This is a genomic window from Amycolatopsis sp. NPDC041971 (assembly GCF_055588925.1).
The window spans coordinates 1-18,109 of record NZ_JBVJCE010000035.1; the positions used below are offsets into that span (position 1 = coordinate 1).

At 67.7% G+C, this 18,109-nt stretch carries 19 protein-coding genes; 8 read left to right on the forward strand and 11 right to left on the reverse strand.

The genetic code is table 11. From position 1 onward, the window contains the following. Positions 1 to 578 precede the first annotated feature (578 nt). From vanX to ACZ6DT_RS39615, 4 genes are all read right to left on the reverse strand, one after another. Positions 579 to 1,187 (reverse strand): D-Ala-D-Ala dipeptidase VanX, encoded by a 609-nt coding sequence (gene vanX / locus ACZ6DT_RS39600; protein ID WP_465605033.1) that lies wholly within the window; start codon positions 1,185 to 1,187, stop codon positions 579 to 581. Beyond that, on the reverse strand, positions 1,184 to 2,224 hold the full coding sequence (gene vanA-Ao2 / locus ACZ6DT_RS39605; RefSeq protein ID WP_465605036.1) for a D-alanine--(R)-lactate ligase VanA-Ao2: 1,041 nt from the start codon (positions 2,222 to 2,224) through the stop codon (positions 1,184 to 1,186). Before vanA-Ao2 ends, vanX begins: the two co-directional genes overlap by 4 nt. A gap of 1 nt (position 2,225) precedes the next feature. Further along, positions 2,226 to 3,257, reverse strand: coding sequence for a VanH-AOV family D-lactate dehydrogenase (gene vanH / locus ACZ6DT_RS39610; protein ID WP_465605039.1), 1,032 nt, complete (start codon positions 3,255 to 3,257; stop codon positions 2,226 to 2,228). A 121-nt stretch (positions 3,258 to 3,378) separates the two neighbouring features. Beyond that, positions 3,379 to 4,107, reverse strand: coding sequence for an alpha/beta fold hydrolase (locus tag ACZ6DT_RS39615; protein ID WP_465605041.1), 729 nt, complete (start codon positions 4,105 to 4,107; stop codon positions 3,379 to 3,381). A 72-nt stretch (positions 4,108 to 4,179) separates the two neighbouring features. Here ACZ6DT_RS39615 and ACZ6DT_RS39620 point away from each other — a divergent pair, with 72 nt between their 5' ends. Next, the gene (locus ACZ6DT_RS39620) at positions 4,180 to 4,794 is read left to right on the forward strand and encodes a TetR/AcrR family transcriptional regulator (RefSeq protein ID WP_465605043.1); all 615 of its coding nucleotides are present in this window, start codon (positions 4,180 to 4,182) and stop codon (positions 4,792 to 4,794) included. Positions 4,795 to 4,878: 84 nt separating this feature from the next. On the opposite strand, the gene ACZ6DT_RS39625 is transcribed toward ACZ6DT_RS39620, so the two are convergent. After that, positions 4,879 to 6,231, reverse strand: coding sequence for a hypothetical protein (locus tag ACZ6DT_RS39625; protein WP_465605046.1), 1,353 nt, complete (start codon positions 6,229 to 6,231; stop codon positions 4,879 to 4,881). 608 nt (positions 6,232 to 6,839) lie between these two features. Here ACZ6DT_RS39625 and ACZ6DT_RS39630 point away from each other — a divergent pair. Beyond that, positions 6,840 to 7,073, forward strand: coding sequence for an RICIN domain-containing protein (locus ACZ6DT_RS39630; protein WP_465605049.1), 234 nt, complete (start codon positions 6,840 to 6,842; stop codon positions 7,071 to 7,073). Positions 7,074 to 7,225: 152 nt separating this feature from the next. Next, a complete protein-coding gene (locus ACZ6DT_RS39635; protein ID WP_465605051.1) occupies positions 7,226 to 7,915 on the forward strand; it encodes a VCBS repeat-containing protein in 690 nt (229 codons plus the stop codon). A gap of 157 nt (positions 7,916 to 8,072) precedes the next feature. On the opposite strand, the gene ACZ6DT_RS39640 is transcribed toward ACZ6DT_RS39635, so the two are convergent. Beyond that, on the reverse strand, positions 8,073 to 8,369 hold the full coding sequence (locus ACZ6DT_RS39640; RefSeq protein WP_016331847.1) for a DUF1540 domain-containing protein: 297 nt from the start codon (positions 8,367 to 8,369) through the stop codon (positions 8,073 to 8,075). Positions 8,370 to 8,651: 282 nt separating this feature from the next. Here ACZ6DT_RS39640 and ACZ6DT_RS39645 point away from each other — a divergent pair, with 282 nt between their 5' ends. The 3 genes from ACZ6DT_RS39645 to ACZ6DT_RS39655 all read left to right on the forward strand — a co-directional run bounded on the left by ACZ6DT_RS39645 (position 8,652) and on the right by ACZ6DT_RS39655 (position 12,773). Continuing rightward, positions 8,652 to 8,873 (forward strand): hypothetical protein, encoded by a 222-nt coding sequence (locus ACZ6DT_RS39645; RefSeq protein WP_465605054.1) that lies wholly within the window; start codon positions 8,652 to 8,654, stop codon positions 8,871 to 8,873. Between the two features lie 163 nt (positions 8,874 to 9,036). Further along, positions 9,037 to 9,615, forward strand: a complete 579-nt coding sequence (locus ACZ6DT_RS39650; RefSeq protein ID WP_465605056.1) for a YbhB/YbcL family Raf kinase inhibitor-like protein — start codon at positions 9,037 to 9,039, stop codon at positions 9,613 to 9,615. Positions 9,616 to 9,647: 32 nt separating this feature from the next. Beyond that, complete coding sequence (locus ACZ6DT_RS39655) at positions 9,648 to 12,773, forward strand: AfsR/SARP family transcriptional regulator (protein ID WP_465605058.1); 3,126 nt, start codon at positions 9,648 to 9,650, stop codon at positions 12,771 to 12,773. On the opposite strand, the gene ACZ6DT_RS39660 is transcribed toward ACZ6DT_RS39655, so the two are convergent. Together ACZ6DT_RS39660 and ACZ6DT_RS39665 are read right to left on the reverse strand one after the other, a co-directional pair. Continuing rightward, a complete protein-coding gene (locus ACZ6DT_RS39660) occupies positions 12,757 to 13,479 on the reverse strand; it encodes an ABC transporter permease (RefSeq protein WP_465605095.1) in 723 nt (240 codons plus the stop codon). The genes ACZ6DT_RS39655 and ACZ6DT_RS39660 overlap by 17 nt on opposite strands. Positions 13,480 to 13,496: 17 nt before the next feature. Next, the gene (locus ACZ6DT_RS39665) at positions 13,497 to 14,429 is read right to left on the reverse strand and encodes an ATP-binding cassette domain-containing protein (protein ID WP_465605061.1); all 933 of its coding nucleotides are present in this window, start codon (positions 14,427 to 14,429) and stop codon (positions 13,497 to 13,499) included. 133 nt (positions 14,430 to 14,562) lie between these two features. Here ACZ6DT_RS39665 and ACZ6DT_RS39670 point away from each other — a divergent pair, with 133 nt between their 5' ends. Then, positions 14,563 to 15,780 (forward strand): cytochrome P450, encoded by a 1,218-nt coding sequence (locus ACZ6DT_RS39670; protein WP_465605064.1) that lies wholly within the window; start codon positions 14,563 to 14,565, stop codon positions 15,778 to 15,780. Between the two features lie 24 nt (positions 15,781 to 15,804). Here the strand turns inward: ACZ6DT_RS39670 and ACZ6DT_RS39675 are convergent, their stop codons facing one another. Further along, positions 15,805 to 16,008, reverse strand: coding sequence for an EamA family transporter (locus tag ACZ6DT_RS39675; RefSeq protein ID WP_465605067.1), 204 nt, complete (start codon positions 16,006 to 16,008; stop codon positions 15,805 to 15,807). A 12-nt stretch (positions 16,009 to 16,020) separates the two neighbouring features. Between ACZ6DT_RS39675 and ACZ6DT_RS39680 the strand changes: the two genes are divergently transcribed. Beyond that, positions 16,021 to 16,245 (forward strand): MarR family winged helix-turn-helix transcriptional regulator, encoded by a 225-nt coding sequence (locus tag ACZ6DT_RS39680; RefSeq protein ID WP_465605069.1) that lies wholly within the window; start codon positions 16,021 to 16,023, stop codon positions 16,243 to 16,245. Here ACZ6DT_RS39680 and ACZ6DT_RS39685 read toward each other — a convergent pair. Together ACZ6DT_RS39685 and ACZ6DT_RS39690 are read right to left on the reverse strand one after the other, a co-directional pair. Further along, the gene (locus ACZ6DT_RS39685; RefSeq protein ID WP_465605072.1) at positions 16,234 to 16,608 is read right to left on the reverse strand and encodes a GntR family transcriptional regulator; all 375 of its coding nucleotides are present in this window, start codon (positions 16,606 to 16,608) and stop codon (positions 16,234 to 16,236) included. The two genes, ACZ6DT_RS39680 and ACZ6DT_RS39685, sit on opposite strands and share 12 nt — an antisense overlap. After that, entirely contained in the window at positions 16,599 to 17,315 is a 717-nt protein-coding gene (locus ACZ6DT_RS39690; protein WP_465605075.1) for a hypothetical protein, read from the reverse strand. Before ACZ6DT_RS39690 ends, ACZ6DT_RS39685 begins: the two co-directional genes overlap by 10 nt. Between the last annotated feature and the right edge of the window lie 794 nt (positions 17,316 to 18,109).

The window sequence follows — 18,109 nt, forward strand, 5'->3', positions numbered from 1 at the left end:
AGGCAGCCCCTCGCCGAGCGCCGCCGCGGTGACCCCGATCCACCCCCCCCCCCCCCCCCCCCCCCCCCCCCCCCCCCCCCCCCCCCCCACCACCTGGACCCAGGGCGTTCGTGCTGGGCGGGTGTGAGCGGGGAGGGTTCCGCACGTTGAGCGTCCGGGATCCGCCGTTGATCAAGCACCGAGACCGGAACGCCCCCTCGACGATGCAGGTATCGGGACACTCAACGTCCCGATACCTCCATCGTCGACACCCGGCACGCGCTGAGCGGTCAACCCTCGTACCGCGTCGGTCCAGGTGGTCGTGAGTGGCAATTCGGGTTCTAGCCCGAAACGCCACTCACGACCCCGGTGACCCACCACCCCACCACGCCCACGAGGCCGCGAACTCCGCGTCCAACCGCGTACTTGGACAGTCGTTCACGAGGCTTCCTCGCCGCACCCCCACCTGGCGTGGCCGGCTGCCTCATCGGCCGACGACAACCGCCCGCGCGCCCGGCGCCCCGCCGCGACGGACATGAAAATGCCGCGGGCGCCGGCTACGGCACCCGCGGCATCGTCCTGATCGCCGACCGGCTCCCCTACTCGATGGGGAAATCGAAATAGGTGTCCGGGTACGGCTCGTCCTTCAGGCTGTAGTGCCACCACTCGCACTCGTACGCGTTGAAACCCGAACCCTCCATGACAGCGCGGAGGTGTTCACGGTTCTTCATCGCATCTTCCGTGATCCCCGCCGCCCCGTGATGCGAGACGACGTCCATCAGGTCGTGGTCGCCACCCATCTCGGCGAGCTCACCGGTGCCCAGGTGATACAGCGTCAGGTCCACCGTGCTGCCCCGGCTGTGGCCCGACTTGGTGGCCACGTAACCCTGTTCGAACATCTGGGGTCGATCGATGTTCGGGTAGTGCCTGGACTTTTTCCGGCCGTCTTCGGGCTCTTCCGCCCAGCGCATGAAGCGGTCCACGGCGCGCTGCGGACGGTAGCCGTCCCAAAGGAGCAGACCGAAGCCGAGCTCCTCGGCCCTGTCCCGCGCCTTCTCCAGCGCCGCGCAGAACGCCCGCGTGCCGGCGATCCGGTTCACCAGGTACCCGTCCACCGGCTTGCCGGTGAAGTTGTCCCACGTGGCGTACTTGGCGTCCCAGCGAATTCCGGAGACGACCTCGTCCACGAAGACGAAATCATCCTTCATTCGGCACGGCCCGCCAGGGTCAGCTTCACCAGCCGGTCGATGACGTCGCCGAGCGAGAGGCCGGCGGCGGCCATCATGCGCGGGTAACGGCTGTACGAGGTCAGGCCGGGGAGGGTGTTGACCTCGTTGAGCACCACGCTCCCGTCCTCCTTGAGGAACAGGTCCACCCGCGCGAGCCCGCGGCAGCCCAGGGCACGGTAGATGACCTTGGCCGTTTCCTGGACAAGGTCACGCGACTCGTCCGGAATGTCGGCCGGGACGATGAAGCTCGAGTTCTCGGAGCCGGTCTCGGGGCTCTTCTCCTGGTGGATCTTGAAGAAGCCGTGGGTCAGCGCGACCCGGTCGACCTCGCCCGCGAACAGGTCCTCGTCGTTGCCGAGGATCGAGCAGCCGATCTCGCTGCCGATGACGGCCTCTTCGATCAGGACCTTCGCGTCGTACTGGCGCGCCTCCGCCAGCGCGGCGGGTAGCTCTTCCTTCGCCGAGACCTTGCTGACGCCGAACGCAGAACCGGAGCGGGCGGGCTTCACGAAGACCGGGTAGTTCAGCTGGTCCGGGTCGACGTCGTTGTCCGGCGTGACGATGTAGAAGTTCGGCGTCGCGATCCCCTCGCCGCGGACGACGGAATAGGTGAGGGCCTTGTCGATGCACATCACCGAACTCGGGAGGTCGCAGCCGACGTAGGGGACGCCGGAGATCTCCAGCAGACCCTGCATGGCGCCGTCTTCGCCGAACTTGCCGTGCAGGACCGGCAGCACCACATCGAGGGCGATCGTCTCGTACTTGCCCTCGTCGAGGACGAGCAGCCCGTGCACACCACGGTCCGGCGACAGCACCGCCGGACGGACGTTTCCGCTCTCCCAATCCTCGGCGGGGCCGTCGCAGAGCATCCAGGAACCGCTCTGGGTGATCCCGATGTAGTACGGCTCGTACTTCTCGAGGTCGAGGTTCTTCTGTACCTCGCGCGCAGATTTGATGGAGATAGGATGTTCTTCGGAAAGCCCGCCGAACAGAATTCCGATTTTCAGCCTACCCATACTACTTCCCACTTTCGAATTGGAGACAATTGATGATGGAGTTTTCGACAGTGTCACTCAGCGCATGGTCCGTGTAATAGGCGGTATGCGGACTGATGAGGACGTTCGACAGTTTTTCCAACCGCAGCAACGTCTTGCTCGCTATGGGCTTGTTCCGGCAGTCGGCGTAGAAGATCCCTTCCTCACCTTCGAGGACATCCAGCGCCGCGCCGCCCAGTTTGCCGCTTTCCAATGCCGAAATGAGGGCTTCGGTTTCGATGAGCGGACCACGTCCGGTGTTGATGATGTACGCGCCGTCCTTCATCCGACCGATGTTCTCCCGGTCGAGAAGATGATATGTATCCGTATTGAGCGGCACATGGAGCGTCACGATGTCGCTCTGCTCGAGCAATTCGTCGAGCGGGACGTACTCGGCCGAGGCGGCGAGGACCGTGTCGTAGGCCAGCACCCGGCAGCCGAAACCACGCAGCCGGTCGAGGACCGCGATACCGATACGCCCGGTCCCGACCACCCCGACGGTCAGATCGCGCAACTCTTTCCCGCGCACCGCGTCCAGCCGGTAGTCGTGGACCTCGGTGCGGAGGACGATGGACTTGGCGTTCCGCACGGCCATCAGCATCAGCATGAGCGTGAAGTCGGCGACGCTGTCGGGCGAGTAGGCGACGTTGCCGACGGTGATACCGACACTCGCCGCGTATTCCACATCGATGTGGTTGAAGCCGATGCTCCGCGTGGAGATGTATTTCACGCCCGCTTCGCTGAGCGAGAGAAGAATGGAATTCGTGACCTTGGTCTTATGACCGATGCTGATGCACCTGTTTCCGGAGACCAGCCCGATATTGGTCTCGGATACCGGTTCCTTGACAATGGTCGGCAGCATGCCGAAACGAGGTGCCATCTCGCGGAACAGGACGGCCTCGTCCTGTCCGCATCCATAAATGGTGATTCCCCTCGCCAACACGGCCGAGGAGGAGGCGGACGCCGGCGATCCGGTGCGGGGGGCAGCTGATCGCGCTGGTTCGCTGTAGGTCATGCCCGACATTGTAGGCAGCGCGACATGGCCGTCTCTTATGGGGTTTTCGATGCCCCGACAATAAGTTACCAACTGGTAGCGCCGAGTGCGCGACTTGTCGTTCACCTGCGCCGCGACCGCGCTATCGCAGATCTTGCCCGCCCGGCACAGGTGCCGATACCGTCCCGTGACGGATGCCACAGAGCCACTCCGAGACGAGGCCCGCGAGCTCTTCCGGCGCGTCCCTCGCGACAAGGTGACCCGCCGCCGGAACCCGGGCGACGGTGACCCGCCGGTTGGCCGCGTGCAGACGGCGCACATCGGCTTCCCCCAGGGGCGACCCCTGTCCGCCGTGCACCACGAGAATGGGCATGTCCAAGGCGCCGGCCGTGGCGAGCAGGGCGGGACCCGAGCCGAGGACGTCCTCCACGAGCCGGGTGTAGCGGCCGGTGAGTCCGTGGAAGTCGAGCCACGAGCGCGCCCGCGCCGGCTCGATGTCGGGTACGACGTCGACGAGCACGAGTCCGGCCGCCCGCTTCGCGACGGCAGGGTCCGCGAGAGCGGCGATAGCGGCCAGCCCACCGACCGAGGCGCCCGCGAGGACGATCGGCGCGGGCTGGCTTCGGACCATCGCGGCCACGTCGTCGGCCAGGGCCCGGAGCGTGGTCGCCTGACCGGAACTGTCCCCGTGACCACGCAGGTCGAAGGCCACCGACCGGAGGCCTCGCCGAGCGAATACCGCGGCGACCGGCGTCCAGACCTCGCGACGTTCGCCGCCCGCGTGGAGCAGCAGGATCGTCGGACCGGCGCCCGTCACCGTGCCCCACAGGGTGACTTCACCCAGCTCAAGACGGATTTCGTTGGTGATCATGGCGGCCTCCCAGTTACCTTGGCCTATCAAGGTAACGCAGCTACCTTGGCACATCAAGGTATGATGCCGATCGTGACGACACCCCGAGCACGACGGACTCCCGAGGAGGCCCGGCGGCTGATCCTCGACGCGGCGGCTTCGCTGCTCAGCGAGTCCGGCGTCGCCGCCGTCCAAATGCGCGCCGTGGCCGCACGGGTGGGCATGACCGACGCCGGCGTCGCGCATCACTTCGGCAACCGCGACAAGCTGCTCGCCGAACTCCTCCGGCACGGCGGCCGCCGCCTTCGCGACGCGTTTCGGGATCTCCTCGCGAGCTGGCTGGACCACGACGCCGACCTGCTCGAGCTCGTCGAGGCCCTGCACGCTCTGTACCGGCGCGGCTACGGCGAACTCGCGGTGGCCCTGCACGCGGCGGGATGGCGCGACCCGGGCAGCGGAATGCTCGACCCCGTCGTCGATGCCCTCCACCGGCTTCGGCCGCCCGGCGGTTCGCTCGACGACACCCGCCTCGCCGTCGCCGCCCTGCATCAGGCGATGGCCACGGAGACCCTGTACGGAAGCGATTTCCGGCGTAGCGCCGGGATCGCCGGAGCCGCCGCGGACGACTCGGCCGCCCAGGTGCGCTGGTGGGCGCGCCAGCTCCACCTCGCACTCGGCCTCAAGCCCGAAGTGGACGGCAACGCGTGAAGGACCCTTCCCCAGTACATGATGGCCCCCTTCCTTGCGCCTGGCGCAAGGAAGGGGGCCATCATGTACTTCCGGTCCGCTAGGTCAGCGGAGTCCCTGCGAAATCAACTCGCCCAGACCTTCGACGTCACCGAGCGCTGCTCGCAGCTCGGCGGCGTACTCCTCGGCCCCGGCACGCAGACCCCGTTCGATGACGCCCAAGGTGTCGAACCCCTCGACGTCCCCGCCGCTCAACGCGGCGACGGACTCCTTGACGACGGCCCCCAGCAGCAGCTCCGCCGGCACCACCGGCGCTCCTTCCAGCGGCCAGACGAGATCGTCGAGCACGGCCTGCCCGCCGACCTCGCGGATCAGGCCCGCCGCGGTGATCCCCGGCACCCGGAGCCCCTCCGGCAACACCGCGCGGACGCTCAGGTTGTGGGAAAGCCAGTGCAGCAGCTGCGCGTTCACCTCCACCTTGACCGGCTTCGGCGTCAACCACAGCGTGAGGTTCACGTAGAACTCGGTGAGGCGGTCGAGCACCTCACCGCCTTTCTCGAACCCCCACAGGTTGAGGTCGAAGTAGTGATGCCACGTGGCGTCGGCGACGATCCGCCCGACCCCGGCGGCCGCACCGTCGTACACGCTGGACACGCCGTAGACCTGCCCGTCGCGTTTGTCGGTGCCGTGCGCGACGATCTCGGGCTTCGGCCGGCCCGCGGGTCCCGACGGCCACACGTCCGACGGGTACCGCTCGGGAATGAGCAGCTGCCCTTCGTGCATGTGGTCCGGGAAGACGGTGATCGGTCCCCGTCTGCCCTGGAACAACGGATGCGGTCTGCCGAACTTTTTCCGCAGGATCAGTTCCTGCGGGTATGGGTCGAGATCGTTCGGGATCGGGTTGTTGAGGTCGCTTCCCCACGGGTCCGGCTGGTGGGTGTTGTGGCTGAACTCGATACTCGCGTCCGGCCGGTCGTTCCACTCCCGCAGCTCACCCGCGCGCGGGACCCGGTGTCCCAGCGCCCGCCCCAGGTTCAGGTATTCGGGCAGTGACGGATCCGCACCCGGCGGGCGCGGATTCGAATGGTCACCGGAGATGAGCACGCCGCCACCGGCGTCCATCCAGGACCGCAGCGCGGCGACCTCCGCGTCCACGAGTTCGTTTTCCGGCTCCCCGGGCATATTGGACTGCAGGATGCCGAAGAACCACACCTGCTCGTATCCGCCGAGAACCTCGGAAGTGAGTTTCCTGGCGGCGTGCCCGCCCTCGTGCCGATTGATCAAATCGATCTCGAACTCGGCGAAGAAAGGCTGGTTCGCCAAGAGCAGATCGCGGACGATACCCAATGAGAAGCCGCCGTTACCGGTGAATCCCACCAGATCCGTGTAGAACAGGATTCTGATCTTCGGCTTGGCGACCGGACTGACTTGATCGGCGACAATACGTGCGTCGAACATTTATATCCCCCTTGCGTGAAGCACCATGTCGTCCTCCCCGACGGTGCTGTCCCTTCCACGTATACCGGAACTTCGACCCGCCGCGGGGGCCCCGGCCCGATGACTGAGGAATCCGGGGTAATGGCGTTCGAGGGTTACGAATTCAGAGGGCAACTCGGGGCAAGGATGCGGGGATGGGTTACCGGACCTGGATGCGCTACTTCGCACCGTCCGCCGTACACCGACGGCTGGGTCTGGTGTGCCTGGGAGTCGGGTTGCAACATGGCGCCCTGCCCGTCGTGGGACCACGCGTCCGTCGACTTCGACGGCAGCGCCGTGGACGCCTACGTGGAACTCGGTTACGTACACCGGAGACTCCGGTGGTGCCGTTGGGCGAGGTCGGGCAGCAGTGGTTCATCATCCCGTCCACTGTGGACAAAGAAACGTTCCGGCCGATGAATCGCTACAGCGGGCTGGCACTCGGCCTTTCCGGCAAGACGTCACGCCTGGCCGAGATTACCGGTACCCCCTCTTGTCACGGGGATGCCGAACCGGGGCGCCAACCAGAAACGGCTGTTCACCAGGGAGTCCGATGGTTCCTACACCGTGTCGAACACGCATTCGAAACTGTGCGCCGACGTCGAAGGCGGGGCGCCACCACCGCGGGCGCCCGCGTCATCCAATGGACGTGCACCGACGGGGCCGATCAGCGCTGGACAGCGGCGAAACAGCCCCACGGCAGCTACAAGATCACGAGCGTCCGTTCCGGCCTGCTGCTGACGACAGCGTCCACTTCAGACGGTGCCGCCGTCACGCGACGGGCCGACACGGGCTCCGCGCTCCAGTTGTGGAAGATCGGCTGAACCGGACGGCCCGCTCCCTCGGGGGCGGGCGACCCGGGTTGCGTCCGTGTGGCACATCACACTCTCACTGCACGTCCATGATCCGCGACCGTCTCCCTTAATGAGCACACTTTCGGCGAAGAGTTCACCGGAAGCGTCGGAGGGAGAGCATCATGAAGCACACCGGCATCATCCGCACCGCCACCATCACCGGCGTCGCCGCGGCACTGAGCCTGGCCGCCGTCGTCCCGGCACTGGCCTCCCCGCTGAGCGACCCGCTGGCCGCGCGGTCCACCGACCCGGTCACCACTGTCGCCGATCTCGACGGCGACGGCGAGATCGAGACCGTCACCGCCCAGCTCACCGGCGAGAACGACCAGGTCATCTCCGCCACCGTGCACGGCACGTTCACCTCGATCCACCTCGGCGCCGACCGCGCCTTCCCGCTCGAGGCACCGCGCGTGACCGACCTCAACGGCGACGGCCGCGCCGAACTGATCGTCACCCAGTCCATCGGCGCCAACACCACGTTCTTCACCGCCCTGCACTACGACGGCCGCAACCTCGGCCAGGTCGTCGACAACGACAGCAAGCCGATGTCGGTCGCCGAAGGCGGCGGCGTCGCCGCCCACCTCGGCTACCAGTGCACCCCGGTCGACGGCGGCGGCCGCACTTTCGAGACCGTCGCCGCCGAAGCCGACAACGTGGGCGCCGACCCGCTCACCTACTCGGGCACCCGCACCGTTTACACCCTTCGCGACGGCGCGCTGACCACTCAGAAGACCATCCCGATCGCCGGCCGCCCGGTGACCGACCCGGTACTCGGCACCGACGCGGCGAGCTGCGCCCAGGCCGGGAGCTGATCGGGCAGACACGTTGGCCGCCGGAACGGGACCGGGATGCCCAAGTGCCCCTGCGAGAACATGCGGCCTTATTTCTTCTCCAACGGTTGAGGCAAGCGCGTGAAGGCTCCTTCTATCGGGTCGAGCCGATAGAAGGAGCCTTCACCCACAAGTGCGGTTATGGGGCGTAGGTCAGGCAGTTGGCGGCGTGGTCGCCTTCACCCGGTCCCACCCGGACACTCGATGCGGTGCATTCCAGCGCGGAGTTGTGGCGGCAGTCGGATCGGGAGCAGGCACCCACCTGAGCGGTCACTCGATCGAGTCCGCCCTTGGTGTTGAGCGGGACGAACGTTCCGCAATCGGCCGATCCGTTGCCGCCACCGACCGTGATGGCGAAAGCGTGACAGCCGTCGTGGTTGTACGAACAGCCGCTGACCGTGCATTCGTGGACAGCGGGCATTTCGGTGGTGGTCATAACGACTCCTGTACTTCGTGGTGGTGGTGTCGTCCGGTATGACCAGGGTTACACCGGCTCGTTCCCTCGGCAATTCGGGGAAATTCCTTCACGTCCGGGCTCAGGCCATTCCCGCCAGCGTGGGCAGCGGGGCGGCTAGTGACGATCCGTATACGCCGGATCAGAGGTCGGCGTCGAGCCGGGAAGAGAGGCGATGATCACCCGCGGCCTCCGCTCGCGATTTTTCTGGGTTGACCAGGCGAAGAGTGGGTACTTACCGGTGTGAGCCGAGTAAGGAACAGGATGACTGCCCTCGCCGCCCGCTGGAGGCGCAAAGGGGGCGGTATCGCCTTGATCTGGACGTTGATCACCCTCGGCCTGGCCGCGATGCTGTGGGTGTCGGGTTTCCGCGCGTGGCCGGTGTACCTGACGGCGGCGCCGGGTGCCGTCGTTTCGGTGCTGCTGTGGATCGGTGTCGCGCGCACCCGCCGTCGCAGGGTCGTCGAGAAGCAGCCGAACGGTTGAGCCACTTCGTCGCGCGCGTGGCCGGCTGGTCGAACTCGCGCGTAAGGCGAGCAGGATCCCGCGAAAACACCTCGATCGGCCGGGAAAGTGCGCTAGCCGCCGCTTTCCCGGCTGCCTACGCTGAAGCGGGCGCACGGGAACCACAACGCCTCGGGAGTCTCCGATGAGAGCAACGAGAATCTTGTTCTGCGCCTTGTTCGCCATCGGCGCCGCTGTCCTTTCGCCGTCGGCATCGACGGCATCGACGACACAGAACGCGTTCACCCTGACCAGTACCGCGTTCGCCGACGGTGGCCTCATGCCCAAGGTCCACGAGTGCACCAGCGGCGGCGGCAACGACCCGGCCAAGAAGAACGAGTCGCCGCCGTTGGCCTGGTCGGGGGCTCCCGCCGCGGCCAAGAGCTACGCGATCGTCATGCGCGACCTCGACAACGCCAACCTCATCCACTGGGTCATCTACGACATCCCGGCGGGCACGGCCTCGCTCCCCCAGAACGTCCAGCACGTGTACCGGCCCCCGGTTCCCGCCGGCTCCAGGCAGGTCTACTACCGCGGGAGCGCGAGCCTCTACGGCTACCAGGGACCGTGTTCGCCCTCCACCGTGAACACCTACGAGTTCGTCGTGCACGCCCTCGACCGGGCTTCGCTCACCGGCCTGAACTCCGGTTCGTCGACGCAGACCGCCGCCAGGGCGATCACCGCGGCCTCGATCGGCTCGGCGAGGATCAGCGGCGAGTCGTAAGAGCCCTGATCACCCGTGGCAAAATCGGCCCAATGCGGATCGGGATGCTGGGCCCCTTCGAGGTACGCGCGGACGACGGCGGTCTCGCCGACGTGCCGGGCGCCCGGCTGCGCGGGTTGCTGATCGCCCTCGCGCTCGAACCGGGGCGGGTGGTCCCGAAAGCGACCCTCGTCGACTGGATCTGGGGTGAACAGCCGCCCGCCGACGCGACGAACGCCTTGCAGCGCTTGGTTTCCCGGCTGCGGAAGGTGCTGCCGGAAGGGGTCGTCGAGGGCCAGACGGACGGCTACCGGCTGAAGGTGACCCCCGACGACGTCGACGCCGTGCGGTTCGAGCGTCTCGTCGAGGGCGCCCGCGGCGACGAGGAGCCGAAGCGGCTGCGCGAGGCCCTCGACCTGTGGCGCGGCGCGGCCATGCAGGACGTCGGCCTGCAGGAAAGCGGCGCTTTCGACGCCGCGGTCACCCGGCTCGAAGGGCTTCGCCTGACGGCGTTGGAGGATCGGTTCGACGCGGAACTCGACCTCGGCCACGGCGCGAAACTGGTCACCGAACTCACCGATCTGGTGTCCGCGCATCCGCTGCGGGAGCGGCTCGTCGCCGCGCTGATGCGGGCACTCGCGGCGACGGGCCGCGACACCGAGGCACTGCTCGTGTACCAGCGCACCCGGGAAGCCTTGGCCGACGCGCTGGGCGTCGATCCCTCGCCCGAGCTGTCCGCGGTGCACGTCGCGCTGCTGCGGGGTGAACTGGGACGGCGCGAAGAGAACCGCAAGACCAACGTGCGTGCCGAGCTGACCAGCTTCGTCGGCAAGGACACCGATGTCGCGAAGGTCCGCGAACTCGTCGCCGAGCACCGGCTCACCACACTGATCGGGCCCGGCGGTTCGGGAAAGACCAGGCTGGCCACGGAAACCGCGCGTACTCTGCTCGGCGATCTGCCGGACGGGGCGTGGCTGGTGGAACTCGCGGCCATCGACTCAGGCGGGGATATCGCTCAGGCGACGCTCGCCGCGCTCGGCCTTCGGGACGCGCTGCTCGGTGACTCGACGAGCGCCGAACCCGTCGAACGGATCATCGCCGCGATCCGCGAGCGCGAAGTCCTGCTGATCCTCGACAACTGCGAGCACGTGATCGAGGCGGCCGCGGCCTTCGCCCATCGGGTACTCGGGGAATGCCGCCGTCTGCGGATACTGGCGACGAGCCGGGAACCGCTCGGTATCACCGGTGAGACGTTGTGGCATGTCGTGCCGCTGGCCGTACCGGACCGGCACGCCGGCCCCGGCGAGATCGAATCCTCCCCCGCCGTCCGGTTGCTGCGGGACAGGGCGAGCGCCGTGCGCAAGGATTTCGTGGCCGACAAAGCCACTTTGGCCACGATGGCGCGGGTTTGCCGGGTACTGGACGGGATGCCGCTGGCGATCGAACTGGCCGCGGCCAGGCTGCGCACCATGTCCATCGACCAGCTCGCGAACCGGCTCGACGACCGGTTCCGCCTGCTGACCGGCGGCAGCCGGACGGCGCTGCCCCGGCACCGGACGTTGCGCGCCATGGTCGACTGGAGCTGGGAGCTGCTGAGCGACGCCGAGCGGACCGTCCTGTGCCGCCTTTCGGTGTTTTCGGGCGGGGCGAGCCTGGAGGCGGCCGAACAGGTCTGCGTCAGCGAGGCCGTCGAGCAGTACGAAGTCCTCGAGTTGCTCACCGCGCTGACCGAGAAGTCGCTGCTGGTCGCCGCGCGCGACGGAGCGCCGCGCTACCGGATGCTCGGCACGATCAAGGAGTACGCCGCGCAACGGCTCGCCGAGGCCGGCGAAACGGTGGTGGCACGCCACGCGCATCTCGCCTGTTTCACCGAACTCGCCGAGACGGCGGAGCCGATGCTCCGTCGCGCCGAACAACTCGATTGGCTCGCCAAGCTCAAAGCCGAACACGACAACATCACGTCCGCGATGCGCGGCGCCCTCACGGCGGGCGAGGCACCGGAGGCGATGCGGCTCGCGGCGGCGTGCGGCTGGTACTGGTGGCTCAGCGGGCACCGCGCGGAAGGCATGGAACTGGTCAGCGCGGCCGTCAAAACGCCGGGTGAGGTGCCGGACGACGTCGCGGCCGTGGTCTACGGGCTCGTCTCGCTGTTCGTGAGTTCCGGTTTCGCCGACGAGCACACCGCGGCGAAGTGGATCCACGAGTCGTACCGGCTGAGCCTGCACAGCGAGTCGAAGCATCCGCTGCTCGGGCTCGTCGTCCCACTGGAACGCATGCTGAACGGTGAAGAAGCGTTGTCCGCGTGGGAACCGGTGCTGACGGACGAAAGCGCGTGGGTCCGCGCGCTGGGCAGGCTGCACCTCGGCAAGATGCGGATCACGCTCGGCCATCCCGGCCGGGAGGCGGACGAGTATCTCGAGCGGGCGCTCGGTGAGTTCCGCGCGCTCGGCGAACGGTTCGGGATCTCGTTCGCCCTGACCGAATTGGCGGACCGCATCGCCACTCGCGGCGAGTTCGCCACCGCTTGCGAGTACTACGAAGAGGCGGTCACGGTCGTGACCGAGGTCGGTTCGGTCGAGGACCTCATCCGGTTGCGGTCGCGGCAGGCGCAGCTGTACTGGCTGATGGACGACGAGGAGGCCTGCGCGGCCGCCGTGGCCGAAGCGCGGCGGTACTCGGAACAGGTCACGTGGCCGGGCGCGCTGGGCATGTTCGCCCTTTCGCAGGCGGAACTGTCCCACTGGCGCGGTGAAACCGAGGAAGCCGCGAAGCAACTCTCCTTCGCGACGACCGTGATGGGCGACGAAGCAGGCCTGGGACACGTTCGCGCCATCAGCCACGACCTTCAGGGCTACTTCGCGGACAACCTCGACGAATCCCGTGCGCACCGGGAAGCGGCCTGGCAGGCGGCCGCCGAGGTGCGGCACGTTCCCCTGATCGCCCACATGCTCGTCGGCGTCGCGGATCTGGCCCTGCGCCAGGACGATCCCGAACAGGCCGCGCGGCTGCTCGGAGCGGCCGAGGAACTGCGCGGGCTGCCGGATCGATCCCATCCGGACGTGACCCGGATCGAGCGGACAGTGCTGCGCCGCCTCGGCGAAGCGAAATTCGCGGAGGCGGCGCGAGAAGGCACCAAAGCGGACTGGAAGCGACTGGTCGAGGTCACGCTCGCTTCTTGAACGTCGAGGACGCCCACAGGTATCCGGCGAGTGCGATCCCGACGCACCAGCCGAGGGCGGGGTACACGTCGCCAGCGGCCGGTGCCCCGTTGAGAAGGCCACGCAGGGTCTCGATGATCGGAGTGAACGGCTGGTACTCCGCGAACTCGCGGAGCCCGGGGCCCATCTTCTCCGCGGGAACGATCGCGCTGCTGAAGAACGGCAGCATGACCAGCGGCACCGAAGCCATCCCCGCGGTTTCCGGGGATTTCGCCGCCAGCCCCAGCGCGACGGTGAGCCAGGCCGCCGCGAAACCGAGCAGCACGACGATCCCCGCCACGCCCAGCCACTCGAGGAAGCCCGCCGCCGGGGAGAAGCCCAGCAGGAAGGCCACTCCGGTGAGCGCCGCGATGGCGAGCAGGTTGGTCAGCACGCTGGCGATGACATGCCCGGTCAGCACCGCGCCTCGGGAAACGTCCATGACCTTGAACCGGTTGATGATGCCCTTGGTCATGTCGGAGTTCACCGCCGTCGCGGTCGCGCCGAGCCCGTAGCAGACGGCCAGCAGCATCAATCCCGGCGTCGCGTAGTCGACGTAATCGACGCCGACGCTGAACGCGTCACCGAACACGTACACGAACATCAGCATCATCACGACCGGCATCAAGATCGCGTTGAACACCGAGGTCGGGTTCCGGACGAGGTGCTTGAAGTTGCGGCGCAACATCACCGTCGAGGGGGATTTCACTGCACTGCCTCCGTGTTGTGGCCTGTCAGGGCGAGGAAAACGTCATCGAGATCAGGGGTGTGGACGGAGAACTCCTCGGCGCTGACCGAGTATTCGTCGAGCCGGTCCAGCAGCGAGCGCAGCGATTTCGTCCCGCCGTCGCTGGGGATCCGCAGCGCGAGTGCCTCCTCGTCCCGGGTGGCCCCGCGGAAGAGCTGCGCCGCCGCGTCGAGTTCGGCGACGGTGGTGAACCGGAGCCGGACATGCGTGCCGGGCATCTGGCGTTTGAGTTCGTCGGGGGTGCCGTCGGCGACCAGGCGGCCCTGGTCGAGGACCGCGATCCGGTCGGCGAGCTGATCGGCTTCCTCGAGGTACTGGGTGGTGAGGAAGACGGTCACGCCGCCGGCCACCAGCTCGCGGGTGATCGACCACATCGTGCGACGGCTGCGCGGGTCCAGTCCCGTGGTGGGCTCGTCGAGGAAGATGATCCGCGGATCGCCGACGAGCGTCATCGCCAGATCCAGTTTCCGGCGCATGCCGCCGGAGTAGGTCGACGCCGGTTTCCGTGCCGATTCCATCAGGTCGAAGCGTTCCAGCAGGTCGGTCACGACCCGCTTGCCCGCCGTGCCCCGGCTCAGGTCCACCATCAGCTGGAGGTTCTCCTGTCCCGTCAGCAGCTCGTCCACCGCCGCGAACTGGCCGGTGACCCCGATCGCCGCGCGCACCGCCTTGGCTTCGGTGACGATGTCGTGGCCGTCGACCTTCGCCGTCCCGCCGTCGGCCTTCATCAAGGTGGTCAGCAGGTTCACCGTCGTCGTCTTCCCCGCCCCGTTCGGCCCGAGCAGGGAGAAAATGGTGCCGGCGGGGACTTCCAGGTCGATACCGTCGAGCACGACCTTCTCACCGAAGGTCTTCCGCAGTCCGGAGACCGCGATCGCTGTGTCGTTCATGGTCATCACCATGGGCGGTCGCGCTGACACGCCCCCGCCACGCCGCTGACACGGGTGGTGTCAGCGCCGTGTCAGCCGGATGTCAGGCCGCGCGGTGAGCGTGGTCGTCGCAACCACCACGAAAGGCGACGCGATGACTCAGACGGTTCCCGTCCCGCAGGGCCTCCCCATGCGGCGCGACGCGGGTCCCTTCGACCCGCCCCGCGAGATCACCCGGCTGCGCGAGGCCCGCCCGGTGAGTCCCATGGTCTTCCCCGACGGCCACGAGGGCTGGCTCGTCACCGGCTACGACGAGGTCCGGCGGCTGATGGCCGACACCCGGTTCAGCTCGCGCCAGGACATCGGCATCCTCCACGTGCCGTACGAGACCTCGGGGATGCCCGAGCAGACCGAACCGTCCCCGCCGATGCCGGGCATGTTCGTCGCCATGGACCCGCCGGACCACGGCCGGTTGCGCAAGCGGCTCACCGGCGCCTTCACCGTCAAACGGATGAAGCAGCTCGAAGCGCACATCGTCGAGATCACCGAGCGGCAGCTGGACGCGATGACCGCGCTGGTCCCGCCGGTCGACCTGGTCAAGGAGTTCGCGCTGCCGGTGCCGTCGCTGGTGATCTGCGCACTGCTCGGCGTCCCCTACGAGGACCGGGACAACTTCCAGGCCGACTCCGCCCAGCTCATGGTCAGGGACCAGACGCTGGAGGAGAAGACGGCCGCGTTCGTCGGAATGAACACCTTTCTCACCGAACTCGTCACACGCAAACGCGAGACGCCCGGCGACGACATCCTGTCCGATCTGGGCCGCCACGAAGACCTCACCATCGAGGAGCTGGCGGGAGCTGCTTTCCTGCTGCTGCTCGCCGGCCACGAGACCACCTCGAACATGCTGTCGCTGGGCACCTTCGCGCTGCTGGAGCACCCCGAACAGCTGGCCGAACTGCGTGCCGACGCGGAGTTGCTGCCCGGCGCCGTCGAGGAACTGCTTCGCTACCTGTCCGTCGCTGACATCTTGTTCCGCTACGCCACGGAAGACCTGGAACTCGGTGGCGAAACGATCCGCGCGGGATCGACCGTCATCGTCTCGCTGCTGGCCGCCAACCGTGATCCGCGGCGTTTCGAAAACCCGGACGCCTTGGACCTGCACCGCAACGCCCGCGGCCTGTTGTCCTTCGGGCACGGCGTCCACCAGTGCCTCGGCCAGCAGTTGGCGCGGATCGAGATGCGCGCGGGTTTCGAGGGACTGCTCCGCCGCTTCCCGGCTCTCGCGCTCGCCGTCCCCGCCGACGAGGTCAAGCTCAAGACCGACATGGACATCTACGGTGTCCACGAGCTGCCGGTCACCTGGGACTCCTGAGGGTTTGGCTGAGCGTCAAGGCGGTCAGGGCGACGGCGAATCCGGTGAGCTGCCAGCCGGTGGGGTCTCGCCGAGCACCAGGAATCCGGCGGCCGTGGCGACGAGGGGGTCGGCCAGCGTCAGCAGCGAGACCGACGCCGGGGCGAGGCGGTCGATGCCGCGGAACCACAGCGGATAGGCCACCGCGGTGGTGACGATGCCGATGTAGCCGTAGCCGAGCAGATTCACCGCATCGACCGCATGGAGACCAAAGGCCTGGTCGAGCGGGTACGCGACAGCGAAGACCGCCGTTCGGTCAAGATCCGGTTGACCGGCAAGGGACGTCAGGTCGTGGACGAGGTTTTCGAGCTCCACCTGGAGAACGAGGCCCGCCTTCTGCCAGCTCTGGAACCGGCGCGCTGGGCCGAACTGATCAGCGGCCTGCGGCTACTGCTCGAACACTTCGGCGATACGTCACTGGAGTGATTCGAGCGCGGCGGCGGCGGCGTCCAGCGCGGCGCCGCGATCGACGCCGAGTTCCCTGGCGGCGCGGGCGTACACGTCCGCCGCCGCTTTGAGCAGCGCCGCTTGGCCCGGCCGGTCGGCGCTTTCGGCGACGATCGTGCCCTTGGCGCGCGCGGTGTCCACCCAGCCGCCCTCTTCCAGCTCCCGGTAAACCCGCGCCACCGTGCCGGAAGCCAGTGCCAGATCCCTGGCGAGCTGCCGGATGGGCGGCAACCGGGTGCCCGGCGCCAGCGCGCCGGTGGTGATCAAGTGGACGAGCTGATCCCGGACCTGCCGCCACGGCGCGATCCCGAGATCCGTGTCGACGACGACCTTCAGCGGCACCGGACGGTTTCCGCGCGCGATCGGTGGGCGAGGTGGTACCAGCCGGCGAGCCCGGCGACCACCAGGATCCACGAAACCAGGTTCGTCACCTCCGGGACCGCCAGCGTCACGGTGGCGGCGAGCCCCAGCCCCGCGGCCACCCGGGCGCTGCGGACGCGCAGCGCGCCGTCCGCCGAACTGTCCCTTGTGGACGGTCGGCGCACGGCGAGCAGGATGATCAGCCAGGTCACGACGGAGACGGCAACGGCCACCCCGAGCAACGTCCACCAGCGATGGACGACGAGCCAGACCACCGCGGAAGCGACGACCACCGCGTAGAGAGCCAGTCCCCAGTCGGGAACGAGCCCGCGCACGGCACGCCGGTCCAACCCGGCCTCGCGGCGCGCACGCTTCGGTGGCCGCTGTGCCAGAACCTCGGCGACCAGCGCGCCGATGAGCAACGTGGCCAGGAAGAGAGACGTGCTGTCACCCCGGATCCCGGCGAGATCGGCCAGCACCGGCAACCCGAGGAACAGCCACGGATACCAGAACCGGCGTCGGCGCAGATAGCGCACGGCTTCGGCGACGGCGGACGGCGAAGGATCGTCGACGCCCCATCGCCGCAGCACCCTCGCTCCCTGCTTTTCACCCGGCCACAGCAGAACCAGGATCGCCAGCCCGAACAGGCCCATGATCAGGGCAACGGCCACGATGTTGTCGAACGGCACGATCGACCTCCGCCATCTTGTATCAAGTACATGATACAAGACCGAGCCTCTCGAGTGGCCAGGACGGTTCTCTTGAGCAAAGTGTCGTGCCGGGTGGTCGGTCCGTGAACTTGGCGGGATGGACGACACGCGTGTCCACAGGGACGACTCGCCGCGTAGCCCGGCCGCGCATGTGTCGTCCATCGGCTCACCCGCGTCGTCCATCCCGTCACGCGAAACGACCGGCACGGCACGTTGGTCGTGAGTGGCATTTCGGGTTAGGGCCAAGGGTGTTTTAGGTACCTGCTGCGGGTGGGTCCGGGAACGCCGCCTTGAGCCTCAGTAGCACCACCGGTCACGGCAGCGCGTGAAGGCTCCCTTTCCCTCGGCTCAGCCGAGGAACTCGACCTTCACACTCCCCTAGTACATGAAGGCCCCCTTCCTTGCGCCTAGGTACAGGAAGGGGTCCTTCATGTACTGCCACACCCGACATCAGGCAAAGGAACGCCGCAGGTCACACAGTAGGTACCTAAGAGAGAGCCCGCCCGAACCCGAAACGCCACTCACGACCCACCCGACCGACGCGGCGCGAGGGTTGACCGCTCAGCGCGTGCCGGGTGTCGACGATGTAGGAATCGGGACGTTGAGTGTCCCGATACCTACATCGTCGAGGGGCGTCCCGGTCACACGCCACCCAGCACGACAGCAGGGGCACCCTGGGTCACCGTGGTGGGGGGGGGGGGGGGGGGGGGGGGGGGGGGAGAAAAAAAAAAAAAAAACAAAAAAAAAACAGGCGGGGGGAGGAACAGCACACA